The sequence below is a fragment of the Pseudomonas sp. SLFW genome, assembly GCF_009905615.1.
Taxonomy (GTDB): domain Bacteria; phylum Pseudomonadota; class Gammaproteobacteria; order Pseudomonadales; family Pseudomonadaceae; genus Aquipseudomonas; species Aquipseudomonas bambusae.
The window spans coordinates 39,074-54,175 of the sequence record NZ_JAAAKW010000001.1 but is presented as its reverse complement, the minus strand read 5'-3'; the positions used below and the strand labels follow the sequence as shown (position 1 = coordinate 54,175).

Here is a 15,102-nt window from a genome sequence, read left to right as displayed (position 1 = left end):
TTACCTTTGCCCGTCCGGGACAGCGTTACCTCTGTTCCGGGCGTGAAGCGGCAAGTGCGGTTGGTCAAGCGCTGGCCTGTCACCCCCAGGGAACGCAACATCGAACCCTGTCCGCTTCGCCTGTTATGCCCGTTTTTGAAAGTTACGAGAAGGCGCATCCTCGGATGCGCCTTTCTTCTATCCGGAATACACCCACGCTCCGCTCCGTGTGTCGCAGCTTGGTGAGTTGAGTACAACCCTCTGGGGGACGCATGCTGCAGAATATCAGGGACAATTCACAAGGCTGGATTGCCAAGACCATCATCGGCGTTGTCATGGCGCTGATGGCGCTGACGGGTTTCGATGCCATTTTCAGGGCCACCAGCCACAGCCAGGACGCGGCAAAGGTCAACGGTGACGAAATCACTCAGACCGACCTGGGTCAGGCCGTTGAGATGCAACGCCGCCAGCTCGTGCAACAGTTGGGCAAGGATTTCGATCCGGCGATGCTCAATGAACAGATGCTGCGGGAGTCGGCGCTCAAGGGCCTGATCGATCGCAAGCTGCTGCTGCAGGGCGCAGCGGATGCCAAGTTTGGCTTCTCGGAAGCGGCGCTGGATCAGCAGATCCTGATGACGCCCGAATTTCAGGTCGACGGCAAATTCAATGCTGACCGTTTCGATCAGGTCGTCCGTCAGTTGGGTTACAGCCGTCTGCAATTCCGCCAGATTCTGGGTCAGGAAATGCTGATCGGGCAGATTCGCGCAGGCATCGGCGGCAGTGCTTTTGTCACCGACGCTCAGGTCGATGCGTTCGCCCGTCTGGAAAAACAGACTCGCGATTTCGCGACGCTGACTCTGCCCGCCGATCCGTCCAACGTGAAAGTCACTGACGACGAAATCAAGGCGCACTACGACCAGCACGCCAAGGAATTCTTGAGCCCTGAGCAAGTGGTCCTGGATTACATCGAGCTGAAAAAGTCGTCGTTCTTCGACAAGGTGTCGGTGAAGGACGAAGACCTTCAGGCCGCCTACCAGAAAGAGATCGCCAACCTGGCCGAGCAGCGTCGTGCGGCGCACATCCTGATCGAGGTCAACGACAAAACCACCGACGCACAGGCGAAGGCGAAGATCGAAGAGATCCAGCAGCGTCTGGCCAAGGGTGAAGACTTCGCGGCACTGGCCAAAGAGTTCTCGCAAGACCCGGGTTCGTCAGGCAAAGGCGGTGATCTCGGTTATGCAGGCAAGGGCGTATACGACCCGAGCTTCGAAGACGCGCTGTATGCGTTGAACAAGGACCAGGTGTCCGCCCCGGTCAAGAGCCAGTTCGGCTGGCACCTGATCAAATTGCTAGGTGTTGAAGCGCCGTCGGTGCCGACCTTCGCCAGCCTGAAAGACAAACTGACCCACGAGCTGAAATCGCTGCAGGTCGAGCAGCAATATGTCGACGCCAGCAAGAAATTGCAGGATGCGGCGTACGAAGCGTCCGATCTGTCGCAACCTGCACAGGACCTGGGCCTGAAGGTTCAGACCACGGCGCCGTTCGGCCGTGAAGGTGGCGAAGGCGTCGCAGCAAACCGCGCTGTGATCCAGGCCGCGTTTAGCCCTGAAGTGATGGAAGAGGGTTCCAACAGCTCGGCGCTGGAACTCGATCCTGAAACGGTAGTGGTGGTGCACGTGAAAGAGCACCGTCAACCTGAACAATTGCCGCTGGAAGCCGTTTCTAACGCCATTCGCGCGCAACTGGTCAAGAACCACGCCAGCGATGCAGTCAAGGGCAAGGGCGAAGCGCTGCTGGCCGGGTTGCGCGATGGCAAGGTGCCGTACACCGCGACCAAACAGGAAGGCCAGAGCTGGAAAGTTGTCGAAGCCGGTTCTCGTGGCCAAGAGGGTGTAGACCCTCAGGTGCTGCAGGCGCTGTTCCGCATGCCTAAGCCTGAGGGCAAGGATAAGCCGGCTTACGCCAGCCTGACCGCTGCCGATGGCAGCTTCGTGGTGGTGCGCCTCAATGGCGTGAATCAGGCCGCTCCGGCGACTGATGCCGAGAAGACCCAGTACCGTCGCTTCCTCGCGTCCCGTGAGGGACGTCAGGACTTCGAGTCGTATCAGGCACAGCTGCAATCGGCTGCGAAGATCGAGAAGTACTGATCCGTCGTAATACCTGCTGAAAAACAAAAAGCCCCGGCTCGTGAGAGTCGGGGCTTTTTTGTTTTTGGATTTTAGATTTTGAAGTGGCGTTGGGATGGGGGCATATCCGTTGCCATGGGTGGCGCCGGTGTCGGTTCCGCTCTTACAGCGGGTCACTTTTTCAAGAGCCAAAAAGTAACCAAAAGGCCCTGCTCCTGGTTTGGCTTCGGCTTCGTCGAAGTTCCCTCACTCCGGCAACGCTCCGTGGGCCCGCGCCGAACGGTCATCCATGTCCTTGCGGCGCTCTCGCGGCATCCCTGCCGCTCGACCCACTCCGCGCCGCCTGCGTTCGGCCTGCACCCAAGTCGAGTTCTGCGGTGTCTGTGAGGGCGCGTCCCAAGATCAAGATCAAGATCAAGATCAAGATCAAGCTCAAGAGCTGAGGCTGGCGCGAGGAAGATCGGTGAATGATCCTGTGGGAGCGAATTCATTCGCGAAGGAGGGTTCATGTACCGGCCCATCGCGAATGAATTCGCTCCCACAGGTACAGCGTCAGCCCCTAAAACAAAAAAGCCCCGGTTCGAGAGAACCGGGGCTTTTCAGTTATCGCGCAAAGCTTAAAAGATCAGCCTTCCAGATCACCCATCGCCGTGGTGTTGAAACCACCGTCGACATACATGATCTCGCCGCTCACGCCGGACGCCAGGTCCGAGCACAGGAACGCGCCTGCGTTGCCCACTTCGTCAATGGTGACGTTGCGGCGCAGCGGGGTTTGCGCTTCGTTGGCGTCCAGCATTTTGCGGAAGTTTTTGATGCCGGAAGCGGCGAGGGTGCGGATCGGACCGGCCGACACCGCGTTAACACGAGTGCCGTCCGGGCCGAGGCTGCGGGCCAGATAACGAACACCGGCTTCCAGGCTGGCCTTGGCCATGCCCATCACGTTGTAGTTCGGCATGGTGCGCTCGGCGCCCAGGTACGACAGGGTCAGCAGGCTGCCGTTGCGGCCTTTCATCAGTTCACGACCGGCTTTGGCCAGGGCCACGAAGCTGTAGGCGCTGATGTCGTGGGCGATGCGGAAACCGTCACGGGTGGTGGCTTGGGTGAAGTCGCCGTCCAGTTGGTCGCCCGGGGCGAAGCCGACGGAGTGCACGATGCAGTCCAGGCCGTCCCACTTCTTGCTCAGTTCTTCGAAAACCTTGGCGATTTCTTCGTCGCTGGCGACGTCGCAAGGGAAGCACAGATCAGCGTTCGAACCCCAGCCCGCTGCGAATTCTTCGACGCGGCCTTTGAGTTTTTCGTTCTGGTAGGTGAAGGCAAGCTCAGCGCCCTCGCGATGCATGGCGGCAGCGATACCGGATGCGATGGACAATTTGCTGGCGACACCGACGATCAGGACGCGCTTACCGGCGAGAAAACCCATGGTTTTTTCCTCTTCAGGTTAATCGACAGTTGCTGGGGCCAGAAACGCGGCCTCCAGCAGCTGCTGTGTATAAGGATGTTGCGGTGCGGCGAAAATATCTTCTGCCACACCCTGTTCGACCACTTGGCCTTGCTTGACCACCATCAGTTGGTGGCTCAGCGCTTTGACTACCGCCAGGTCATGGCTGATAAACAAATACGTCAGGTTGTACTTGGTTTGCAGGGAGCGCAAAAGCTCCACCACTTGACGCTGAACAGTCCGGTCGAGGGCCGATGTGGGCTCGTCCAGTAAAATCAGCGCCGGTTTTAACACTAATGCCCGTGCGATGGCGATCCTTTGCCGCTGTCCGCCCGAAAACTCATGGGGGTAGCGGTGCCGGGTTTCCGGGTCCAGGCCTACTTCCTTGAGCGCCGCGATCACCGCGGCCTCTTGCTCGACCGGCGTGCCGATCTTGTGAATCCGCAGGCCTTCGCCCACGATGTCACACACCGACATGCGCGGGCTCAGGCTGCCGAACGGGTCCTGAAACACCACCTGCATCTGCCGCCGCAACGGCCGCACCTGATCCTGCTTGAGGCAGGCCAGTGAATCGCCCTGAAAGCGTATCTCGCCTTCGCTGCGAATCAACCTGAGAATCGCCAGCCCCAACGTCGATTTGCCCGAGCCGCTTTCGCCGACGATCCCCAGCGTCTGGCCCTTGGGCAGACTGAAGTGGATGCCGTCCACGGCCTTGACGTGATCGACGGTGCGCTTGAACACGCCTTTCTTGATCGGAAACCAGACTTTCAGGTCTTCGACTTCCAGCATCGGCGCGCCCGGCACGTTGTTCGCCGGGCCGCCTTTGGGCTCGGCGCTGAGCAGTTCTTTGGTGTACGGATGCTGCGGTGCGCGGAACAGCTCTTCGCACGATGCCTGTTCGACGATGCAACCGCGCTGCATGACACATACTCGGTTGGCAATTTGTCGAACGACGTTCAAATCGTGGCTGATCAGCAGCAATGCCATGCCCAGTCGGGCCTGCAATTCTTTCAGTAGCTTGAGGATTTTCAGCTGCACCGTGACGTCCAGCGCGGTGGTCGGCTCGTCGGCGATCAGCAATTCCGGCTCATTCGCCAGTGCCATTGCGATCATCACCCGCTGCCGCTGGCCGCCTGACAGCTCGTGGGGCAGGGCTTTGAGGCGTTTGAGCGGCTCAGGGATGCCCACCAGTTCCAGCAGCTCCAGCGTGCGCCGTGTGGCCGCTTTGCCGGTCAGGCCTTTGTGCAATCCCAGGACTTCGTTGATCTGCTTTTCGATGGATTGCAGCGGGTTCAGCGAGGTCATCGGCTCCTGGAAAATCATCGCAATGCGGTTGCCACGGATGGCGCGCATGCGCTTCTCGCTGACCGTCAGCAGCTCGTTGCCCGCGTACTGGATCGTGCCGGTCGGATGCCGTGCCAAGGGGTAGGGCAGCAGTCGCAGGATCGAATGGGCGGTGACTGACTTGCCCGATCCGCTTTCGCCGACCAACGCCAGGGTTTCTCCCTTGCGGATGTCAAAGCTGATGCCTTCGACCACACGCTGGGTTTTCTGGCCGGTGACGAACTCGACGGACAGGTTGCGGATTTCGATCAGATTGTCCTGATTCATCTCATTTCCTCGGGTCGAACGCGTCACGGGCGGATTCGCCGATGAACACCAGCAGACTCAACATGATCGCCAGCACGGCAAAGGCACTGATGCCCAGCCACGGCGCTTGCAGGTTGGATTTGCCCTGCGCGACCAGTTCGCCCAGCGAGGGCGAGCCGGCGGGCAGGCCGAAGCCCAGGAAGTCCAGCGCGGTAAGGGTGCCGATCGCGCCGGTGAGAATGAACGGCATGAAGGTCATGGTCGAGACCATGGCGTTGGGCAGGATGTGGCGGAACATGATCGCGCCGTTCTGCATGCCCAGGGCGCGGGCGGCGCGCACGTATTCGAGGTTGCGTCCGCGCAGGAACTCGGCGCGCACCACATCCACCAGGCTCATCCACGAGAACAGCAGCATGATGCCCAGCAGCCACCAGAAGTTGGGCTGCACGAAGCTGGCGAGGATGATCAGCAGGTACAGCACCGGCAGGCCCGACCAGATTTCCAGAAAACGTTGGCCGACCAGATCGACCCAGCCGCCATAAAAGCCCTGCAAGGCTCCGGCGATGACGCCGATGATCGAGCTAAGGACCGTCAGCGTCAGGGCGAACAGCACCGAGACGCGGAAACCGTAGATCACCCGGGCCAGCACATCACGGCCCTGGTCGTCGGTGCCGAAGAGATTCTCGCGGGACGGCGGGGCAGGGGCCGGGACTTTCAGGTCGTAGTTGATGCTCTGGTAGCTGAACGGGATCGGCGCCCATAACGTCCAGCCGTCTTTGGCCGCGATCAGCTCCTTGATGTACGGGCTCTTGTAGTTGGCTTCCAGCGGGAATTCGCCGCCGAAGGTCGTTTCGGGGTAGCGCTCGAACACCGGGAAAAACCATTGGCCGTCGTATTTCACGATCAGCGGTTTGTCGTTGGCGATCAGCTCGGCACCGAGGCTCAGGCCGAACAGGATGAGAAACAGCCACAGCGACCACCAGCCGCGTTTGTTGGCCTTGAAGCGTTCGAAACGGCGTCGATTGAGAGGGGACAACGTCATATCAATGATCCCTGCGGTCGAAGTCGATACGTGGGTCAACCAGCGTGTAGGTCAGGTCGCCGATCAGTTTCACCACCAGCCCCAGCAGGGTGAAGATGAAGAGGGTGCCAAACACCACCGGGTAGTCGCGGTTGATCGCGGCTTCGAAACTCATCAGGCCCAGGCCGTCGAGGGAAAAGATCACCTCCACCAGCAGGGAGCCGGTGAAGAAGATGCCAATGAACGCCGACGGGAAACCCGCAATCACCAGCAGCATTGCGTTGCGAAACACATGGCCGTAGAGCACGCGATGCTGAGTCAGGCCCTTGGCCTTGGCGGTGATCACGTACTGCTTGCCGATTTCATCGAGGAAGCTGTTTTTGGTCAGCAGGGTCATGGTGGCAAAGTTGCCGATCACCAACGCGGTGATTGGCAGCACAAGGTGCCAGAAGTAATCGCCAACCTTCCCCAGCCAGCTCAGCTCGTCGAAGTTGCTGGAGGTCAGGCCCCGCAGCGGGAACCAGTCGAAATAACTGCCGCCTGCGAAGACCACGATCAGCAGGATGGCGAACAAAAACGCAGGGATCGCATAACCGACGATGATCGCCGAGCTGGTCCAGACGTCGAACTGGCTGCCGTGTCGCGTGGCTTTGGCGATCCCCAGCGGGATCGACACCAGGTACATGATCAGGGTGCTCCACAACCCGAGCGAGATCGAAACCGGCATCTTCTCGACGATCAGGTCAATGACCTTGGCGTCGCGGAAGAAGCTGTCGCCGAAATCGAGGCGGGCGTAATTCTTGACCATGATCCACAGGCGTTCCGGCGCCGACTTGTCGAAGCCGTACATGTGCTCGATTTCCTTGATCAGCGCCGGGTCCAGGCCCTGTGCGCCGCGGTAGGTCGAGCCCGCCACCGAGACTTCCGCGCCGCCCCCGGCGATGCGACTGGTGGCGCCTTCGAAGCCTTCGAGCTTGGCGATCATCTGTTCCACCGGGCCACCGGGAGCGGCCTGGATGATCACGAAGTTGATCAACAGGATGCCGAACAGGGTCGGCACGATCAGCAGCAAACGCCGCAGAATGTACGCCAGCATGTTATTGCTCCGTGTCCTTGGAAGGTGCTTCAGGCTCGGCGGCGTCCTGCGTGGTTTGCACCGGAATCGCAGGGGTCGCGTCGGGTTTGACCCACCAGGTCATGGTGCCGATGTCGTAGAGCGGGGATTTTTTCGGATGACCAAGGTGATCCCAGTACGCCAACCGCCAGGTTTTGATATGCCAGTTGGGGATCACGTAGTAGCCCCAGAGCAGGGCGCGATCGAGGGCGCGGGTGTGGTCGATCAGGCTCTGGCGCGAGTCCGCGTTGATCAGGCCACTGACCAGCGTGTCGACGGCCGGGTCCTTCAGCCCGATCAGGTTGTAGCTGCCCGGTTTGTCGGCAGCGGACGAATCCCAGTATTCGCGCTGTTCGTTACCCGGCGAGCTGGATTGCGGGAAGCTGCCGACGATCATGTCGTAGTCCCGCGAGCGGCGGCGGGTGATGTATTGCGAGACGTCCACCCGGCGAATCTCCAGGTTGATGCCGATGTCCGCCAGGTTGCGCTTGAACGGCAACAGCACGCGCTCGAATTCGGTCTGAGCCAGCAGGAATTCGATGCTGACCGGCTTGCCTTCGGTGTCGACCATCTTGTCGCCGACGATCTTCCAGCCCGCGTCTTTCAGCAACGCGAACGCCTTGCGCTGTTGCTCGCGAATGATGCCGCTGCCATCGGTGACCGGCAGTTTGAACTCCTCGGTGAACAGCGCGGGCGGCAGTTTGTCACGCAGCGGTTCGAGGATGTTCAGCTCGGCCTCGGACGGCAGTCCACGGGAGCCCATGTCCGAGTTGTCGAAATAACTTTTTGTACGTGTATAGGTGCCAAAAAATAGTTGCTTGTTGGTCCACTCGAAATCCAGCAGCAGGCTCAGGGCCTGACGCACACGGACGTCCTGGAACATCGGCTTGCGCAGGTTGAAGATGAAACCCTGCATGCCTTGCGGGTTGCCGTTGGGGATTTCTTCCTTGATCAAACGGCCCTCACGCACGGCGGGAACGTCATAGGCGGTGGCCCAATTCTTCGCGGTCATTTCCTGCCAGAAGTCGAACGCCCCGGCCTTCAAGGCTTCGAGGGCGACGGTGTTGTCGCGGTAGTAGTCGGTGGACAGCTTGTCGAAGTTGTAGAAACCCTTGTTGACCGGCAGGTCCTTGCCCCAGTAATCCTTGACCCGCTCGTAACGCACCGAGCGTCCGGGTTTGACGTCGACCACCTTGTACGGCCCGCTGCCCAACGGAATCTCCAGATTGCCCTTGCTGAAATCGCGGGTGGCCCACCAATGTTTCGGCAGCACCGGCAGTTGGCCAATGATCAGCGGCAGCTCGCGGTTGTCGTTGTGCTTGAACTTGAACAGCACCGTGGTGGGGTTTTCCGCGACCGCCTGATCGACATCAGCGTAATAGCTGCGGTACAGCGGCGAGCCGTCCTTGATCAGCGTCTCGAAGCTGAACACCACGTCGTCGGCACGCACCGGGTGGCCGTCGTTGAACCTGGCTTCAGGTCGCAGGTAGAAACGCACCCAGCTGTTGTCCGGGGCGCGTTCGACTTTCTCGGCGATGAGGCCGTATTCGGTGAACGGCTCGTCCAGACCCTGACGCATCAGGGTGTCGTAAATCAGGCCGATGTCGTCGGCGGGCACGCCCTTGCTGATGAACGGATTGAGGCTGTCGAAGCCGCCAAACCCGGCGCTGCGCAGGATGCCGCCCTTCGGCGCGTCGGGGTTCACGTAATCGAAGTGCCTGTAGTCCGCCGGGTATTTGGGCGCTTCGTTGTAGAGCGTGATGGCATGTTGCGGCGCGGCCTGGGATGAGGTGGCCATCCCCAGCAGCAGTGGAGTCAGCAGGAACGGGCTCAGCAACAAGCCGCCAACCCGCGTCAGGGAGCGGAGGGCAGTCATGGGTTTTTCTCCGAAGGCTTGAGCCACCACGCACGCAGGCCCAGGGTATAGGGCGGGGTGGTGACGAAGGCGAATCTGTTGCGGTACGCCAGACGATGGGTGCTGAGGTACCAGTTGGGGATCATGTAATGCTGCCAGAGCAGGACGCGGTCCAGTGCCTTGGTCGCGGCGACCTGATCTTCACGGGTTTTCGCCGACAGTAGCTGGCTGAGGAGGCTATCCACCACCGGATTGGCGACGCCCGCGTAGTTCTTGCTGCCTTTGATGCTGGCCTGGCTGGAATGGAAATACTGCCATTGTTCCAGGCCCGGACTCAGGGTCTGGCTGAGGGTCATCAGAATCATGTCGAAATCGAACTGGTCCAGCCGCTGCTTGTATTGAGCGCGATCGACCGTGCGCAGCCGAGCCTCGATGCCGATTCGCGTGAGGTCTTCGATGTAGGGCTGCAGGATTCGTTCGAGGCTTGGGTTGACCAGGAGTATTTCAAAACGCAACGGCTGACCGGCCGCGTTGGTCAGGCCACGGTCGGTGAATCTCCAACCGGCATCGGCGAGCAGGCCGAGGGCGCGGCGAATGGTGTCGCGGGGCACGCCGCCGCCATCGGTTTTCGACACCGCAAACGGTTGGGTGAACAGCGGCGCGGGCAGTTGATTGCGATAGGGCGACAGCATCAGGAATTCGCGGCCGGACGGCAGGTCGGTCGCGGAAAATTCGCTGTTGGGGTAGTAGCTGGTCGAGCGCTGGTAGGCGTTGTTGAACAGCGTGCGGTTGGTCCACTCGAAATTGAACATCAGGCCCAGGGCTTCCCGGACGCGAATGTCAGCGAAGGTGCCGCGCCGGGTGTTCATGAACAGGCCCTGGGTCTGGGTCGGGATCTGGTGCGGAATCTGCGCCTTGATCACACGGCCTTCGTTGACGGCGGGGTAGTCGTAGCCGGTGAACCAGTTCTTGGCCTGATGCTCGATGTAGATGTCGAATTCGCCCGCCTTGAAGGCTTCGAAAGCGACGTCGGCATCGCGGTAGAACTCCACTTCCACACGGTTGAAGTTGTACTTGCCGCGATTGACCGGCAGGTCCTTGCCCCAGTAATCCTTGACCCGCTCGAACACCAGGCTGCGCCCCGGACGGACCTGAGTGATGCGGTACGGCCCGCTGCCCAGCGGCGCCTCGTAGGTGGTGGCCTTGAAGTCGCGGTTCTTCCAGTAATGCTGCGGCAGTACGGGCAGTTCGCCGAGGCGCAGGATCAATAATGGATTGCCGGATCGCTTGAACACGAAACGGATGCGATGGCGGTTGAGGATGTCCACCCGCTGCACTTCCTGCAACGCCGTGCGGTATTGCGGGTGTCCGTCTTTCAACAGGGTTCTGTAGGAAAACGCCACGTCGTAGGCAGTGATCGGCTTGCCGTCGTGAAAGCGCGCTTCGGGGCGCAGGTTGAACACCACCCAGCTGCGGTCCTCGCTGTATTCGACGGTCTTGGCGATCAGGCCGTAGCTTGACGTCGGTTCGTCCCCGGACGGGTCGTATTGCCCGGTGCCGACCATGAGCGGTTCGTTCAGCTCACTGACGCCGTACTGGCCGAAATTGGGGGTCGAGATCGGGCTGCTGCCCTTGAAAGTGTAGGGGTTGAGCGTGTCAAACGTGCCGTTGGCCATGATTCGCAGGGTGCCAGCCTTCGGCGCCTCGGGATTGACCCAGTCGAAATGGGTGAAGCTGGCCGGGTACTTGAGGACACCGAACTGTGCGTAACCATGGCTTTCGCTGATGGTCGCGGCGGCTGTCGTGCTCAAGACCAGGCTGAAAGTCAGCAGCAGGAGGCGTATCAAATGGCGTTCGATCCAGGCAGCGGTCGGTCACAGTAACAGCTTGTATGGGCTGGAAAAAGGGTGGTGGCCAGCATCGAACCTGTAGGAGTGAGCTTGCTCGCGATAGCGGTGTTTCAGGCGACCGATGTGTCAGAGACACACCGCTATCGCGAGCGAGCTCACTCCTACAGGTTCAGAAGCGTGTCAGCGAATGATGCGTTGAAGGATTCAACGCAATCGCGCTCTGCGGAGGGGGCGGTGTCGGTAGATCAATGCGGCAGGTAAACCGTCAACGTCTGCCCAGGCTTCAACGCCTGGCCGCTGCGCGGGTTCCAGCGCTTGAGGTGTTGCATCTCGACGTTGAAACGCTTGGCCACGGCGTACATCGAGTCGCCTTTCTGGATCTTGTACTGCATCGCCTTCGGTTCGGCGTCCTGAGCCTTGCCTTTGGCCTTGCTGCCGGTGTCGGCCTTGGCCACGGCGCGGGCGCTGGCTTTGGCGGCCGGGGCAGGCTTGCTGTTGTCCTGCATCACCAGCGTCTGGCCCACTTTCATGTTGTGGCCGGTCAGCTTGTTCCAGTGCTGCAGGTCCTTGGCATCCACCTTATTAGCGCGGGCAATCTGGGCGAGGGTGTCGCCCTTCTTCACTTTATAGGTGCGCATGCGGACAGGCTTTTCATCCACCTCGGCCACTTCTTCGAACACCGGCATCGCGGTTTTCATGCCCGGTTGCACGGGAATGGTCAGGGCCTGACCGCGCTTGAGGTGATTGCCCGAGAGCTTGTTCAAGTCCTTGAGCGTGCTGGTCGACACCTTGTAGCGGCTGGCGATGCTGGCCAGGCTGTCGCCCGGACGCACGCGGTATTGCTGCCAGTCCACCAACTCTTCGGGCCTCATGTTCGAGAGGTTGGCGGTCAGCAATTGTGATTTGGAGGTCGGCACCAACAGGTGCTGAGGGCCGTCGATGGTCAGGCGCTTCTTGAACGCCGGGTTGAGCTGCATCAGCTCGTCTTCATCGATGTTGGCCATCTGCGCGACTTTGGACAGGTCCATGCGCTGGTTCAACTCGACGACTTCGAAGTAAGGCTTGTTGTCGATCGGGTTGAGGTTGACGCCGTAGGCTTCCGGCGACATGACCACTTGCGACAGGGCCAGCAGTTTCGGCACGTAGTCGCGGGTCTCCTGCGGCAGGGGCAGGTTCCAGTAGTCGGTCGGCAGATTGAGCTTTTCGTTGCGTTCAATGGCGCGGCTGACGGTGCCTTCACCGGCGTTATAGGCCGCGAGAGCCAGCAGCCAGTCGCCGTTGAACATGTCGTGCAGCTTGGTCAGGTAGTCGAGGGCGGCGGCGGTGGACGCCGTGATATCCCGGCGACCGTCGTAGAAACTGGTCTGGCGCAGGTTGAAGTAACGCCCCGTGGACGGGATAAACTGCCAGATGCCCGCTGCATCGCTGCGGGACAGCGCGTTCGGGTTGTAGGCGCTTTCGATGACCGGCAGCAGCGCCAGTTCTAAGGGCATGTTGCGTTCTTCGAGGCGTTCGACGATGTAGTGCATATAAAGGCTGCCACGCTCACCGGCCGTTTCGAGAAACGACGGATTGTTGGCGAACCAGAGACGCTGTTGGTCGATGCGCGGGTTGAGGCCGTTGCCGTCTTGCAACTGGAAGCCCTGACGCATGCGTTCCCACACATCGTGGGGCGGGGCCAGCGGAGCAGGTTTGCGTGCCACGAAAACAGGCTGGGGTTTGGCAACGGCGGGGGTGTGAGAGACGTTGGTCGAGCCGCTGGGCTCCAGGCTGCTGGTGGTCTGGCAGCCTGCCAACGTTGCGCTCGCGACCACCGCGATTGCCTGAGCTAACCGAGTCAATGCGTCGGAATTAAAGGTTCTGCGTATGGATGACGACATTGGCTGGGGGATAGTTCCAGTCGAAAATGTCGGGCGATTCTAGAAAGCGTCTTAAGAACGGTCAACCTTTCAGAATTTTTGTGCCGATCCGCGACCCGTTTAGAACTTATCTTTCCAGGCGCGCAAGGCGGCAAAAACGGCTACAGGCGACGCGTTGTCTATACCCGTCCGTTCGTCCGCTTTTTGTTTTACTGAAGGTTGCGAAGCGCGCAAAAACGGATTGGTCTTGCGCTCCAGCCCCAATGTCGAGGGCAGGCTGATACGGTTTTCCTCGCGCCAGCGGGTCACTTGCTCGAAACGGCCAGTGACGTCCGGGTTCTCCGGCTCCACGGCCACGGCAAAACGCAGGTTGCTCAGGGTGTATTCATGAGCGCAGTACACCTCAGTGCTGTCGGGCAACTCGGCCAGACGGCTCAACGAGTGATGCATCTGTTCCGGGGTGCCTTCGAACAGTCGACCGCAGCCCGCCGCGAACAACGTGTCACCGCTGAACAGCAGGGGCGTCTGCGGATCGGCGTGATAAAAGGCGATGTGCCCCAGGGTGTGGCCGGGGACCGCATGGACGGCGAAGGTCAGGCCGAGTACGGTGACTTCATCGTGATCGGACAGCGCAACGTCCCGGGCCGGGATCTTTTCGTTGGCCGGGCCGTAGACTTTGGCGCCAGTGAGGTCCTTGAGCTCGGCCACGCCACCGGTGTGGTCCGCGTGGTGATGGGTGATCAGGATGTCGCTCAGTTCCCAGCCAGGGTGGTTGCCCAGCCAGGCCAGCACGGGCGCGGCGTCGCCGGGATCGACCACGGCGCAACGCTTGCTGGCATTGTCTTGTAACAACCAGATGTAGTTATCGGTGAAAGCGGGCAGGGCATCGATCTGTATCATGGCGCGATTCACTTGGCTGGAAACAAAGCGCAATCTTAGAGTCTGAATAGCGTCCACGCGAGCCTTCCTCGCGCGGGCCATCTCATGGAGACCGGAAATGACCGATGAAGCGTTCGCCCAGGCCGACCCCGAGTGGCTTGAGTTGATCAGCGCTGCCCGTGAGTGGCTGTCCGGCCCTTTGGGGCAGTTGTTGCTGGAAGAAGAACGAAAGGTGCTCGAAGAAGAGCTCGAACGGTTCTTCGGCGGCTACCTGGTGCATTACGGACCGTCGGCGCAAAACCCGCCCGAAGCCAAGCAGGTGCAGCGCAACGTACGGCTTGGCGCGCCCTTGCCGGGGGTTGAGATCGTGTGCGAAGAGCAGGCCTGGCCGTTGAGCGAGCACGCGGCTGACGTCGTGGTGATGCAGCACGGGCTGGATTTCTGTCTTTCACCCCATGGCCTGTTGCGCGAAGCCGCCAGCAGTGTGCGACCTGGTGGCCATTTGGTGATCGTCGGCATCAACCCGTGGAGCACGTGGGGCGTCCGTCATTTCTTCGCCAACGATGCCTTGCGTCGGGCGCGTTGCATCTCGCCATCGCGGGTCGGCGACTGGCTCAATCTGCTGGGCTTCGCGCTGGAGAAACGCCGGTTCGGGTGCTATCGTCCGCCGCTTGCTTCGCCTAAGTGGCAAAACCGCCTGTCAGGCCTTGAGCGTCTGGGCGGTGGCTGGCAGAGCCCCGGTGGCGGCTTCTATTTATTAGTGGCACGCAAGATGGTGGTCGGGCTGCGACCGGTGCGCATGCCACGCCGTGAGCCCATGGGCAAACTTCTGCCGTTGCCGATGGCCAAGGTCAATCGGCGCACCCCCGAGCTTTGATCCCTTATCGTGGATAGCCGGGCTTCATCATTTCTGGAACGAACGTAATGAGCGATACCGATACCGTCGAACTCTTCTCCGATGGCGCCTGCAAGGGCAATCCCGGTCTTGGCGGCTGGGGCGCATTGCTGGTCTGCAAAGGCGTTGAAAAGGAACTCTGGGGCGGTGAGGCCAACACCACCAACAATCGCATGGAGCTGCTGGGGGCAATACGCGGGCTGGAAGAGCTCAAGCGTTCCTGTGACGTGATTCTGGTGACCGACTCGCAGTATGTGATGAAGGGCATCACCGAGTGGATGGTCAACTGGAAGAAGCGCGGCTGGAAGACGGCGGCGAAAGAACCGGTGAAGAACGCCGACCTGTGGAAGCAACTGGACGAGCAGGTCAACCGCCACAACGTCACCTGGAAGTGGGTGCGCGGGCACATCGGCCACCCCGGCAACGAGCGTGCCGATCAATTGGCGAATCGCGGCGTGGATGAAGTGCGGGGGATCAAGCACGGTTGATGGCCTGT

Annotated in this window: 11 protein-coding genes; 3 read left to right on the top strand and 8 right to left on the bottom strand. The window is 60.6% G+C overall.

Annotated elements, in window-relative coordinates:
* The first annotated feature begins 251 nt into the window (after positions 1-251).
* Positions 252-2,126 (top strand): SurA N-terminal domain-containing protein, encoded by a 1,875-nt coding sequence (locus tag GVN17_RS00195; protein WP_166593222.1) that lies wholly within the window; start codon positions 252-254, stop codon positions 2,124-2,126.
* A 604-nt stretch (positions 2,127-2,730) separates the two neighbouring features.
* On the opposite strand, the gene fabI is transcribed toward GVN17_RS00195, so the two are convergent.
* From fabI to gloB, 8 genes are all read right to left on the bottom strand, one after another.
* The gene (gene fabI, locus GVN17_RS00190) at positions 2,731-3,525 is read right to left on the bottom strand and encodes an enoyl-ACP reductase FabI (protein ID WP_166593221.1); all 795 of its coding nucleotides are present in this window, start codon (positions 3,523-3,525) and stop codon (positions 2,731-2,733) included.
* An 18-nt stretch (positions 3,526-3,543) separates the two neighbouring features.
* Entirely contained in the window at positions 3,544-5,154 is a 1,611-nt protein-coding gene (locus GVN17_RS00185) for an ABC transporter ATP-binding protein (RefSeq protein WP_166593220.1), read from the bottom strand.
* A 1-nt stretch (position 5,155) separates the two neighbouring features.
* Positions 5,156-6,175 carry an ABC transporter permease gene (locus GVN17_RS00180; protein ID WP_166593219.1) on the bottom strand — a complete coding sequence of 340 codons (1,020 nt, stop codon included), beginning with the start codon at positions 6,173-6,175 and terminating at the stop codon, positions 5,156-5,158.
* 1 nt (position 6,176) lies between these two features.
* On the bottom strand, positions 6,177-7,250 hold the full coding sequence (locus GVN17_RS00175; protein WP_166593218.1) for a microcin C ABC transporter permease YejB: 1,074 nt from the start codon (positions 7,248-7,250) through the stop codon (positions 6,177-6,179).
* 1 nt (position 7,251) lies between these two features.
* The gene (locus tag GVN17_RS00170; protein WP_166593217.1) at positions 7,252-9,144 is read right to left on the bottom strand and encodes an extracellular solute-binding protein; all 1,893 of its coding nucleotides are present in this window, start codon (positions 9,142-9,144) and stop codon (positions 7,252-7,254) included.
* On the bottom strand, positions 9,141-10,970 hold the full coding sequence (locus tag GVN17_RS00165; RefSeq protein ID WP_166593216.1) for an extracellular solute-binding protein: 1,830 nt from the start codon (positions 10,968-10,970) through the stop codon (positions 9,141-9,143). Before GVN17_RS00165 ends, GVN17_RS00170 begins: the two co-directional genes overlap by 4 nt.
* 248 nt (positions 10,971-11,218) lie before the next feature.
* The gene (locus GVN17_RS00160) at positions 11,219-12,853 is read right to left on the bottom strand and encodes a lytic transglycosylase domain-containing protein (RefSeq protein ID WP_166593215.1); all 1,635 of its coding nucleotides are present in this window, start codon (positions 12,851-12,853) and stop codon (positions 11,219-11,221) included.
* A 99-nt stretch (positions 12,854-12,952) separates the two neighbouring features.
* The gene (gloB, locus tag GVN17_RS00155) at positions 12,953-13,732 is read right to left on the bottom strand and encodes a hydroxyacylglutathione hydrolase (protein ID WP_166593214.1); all 780 of its coding nucleotides are present in this window, start codon (positions 13,730-13,732) and stop codon (positions 12,953-12,955) included.
* A gap of 97 nt (positions 13,733-13,829) precedes the next feature.
* Between gloB and GVN17_RS00150 the strand changes: the two genes are divergently transcribed.
* Together GVN17_RS00150 and rnhA are read left to right on the top strand one after the other, a co-directional pair.
* Positions 13,830-14,588 (top strand): class I SAM-dependent methyltransferase, encoded by a 759-nt coding sequence (locus tag GVN17_RS00150; protein WP_166593213.1) that lies wholly within the window; start codon positions 13,830-13,832, stop codon positions 14,586-14,588.
* Positions 14,589-14,635: 47 nt separating this feature from the next.
* Positions 14,636-15,094, top strand: a complete 459-nt coding sequence (gene rnhA, locus GVN17_RS00145) for a ribonuclease HI (RefSeq protein ID WP_166593212.1) — start codon at positions 14,636-14,638, stop codon at positions 15,092-15,094.
* Positions 15,095-15,102 lie beyond the last annotated feature (8 nt).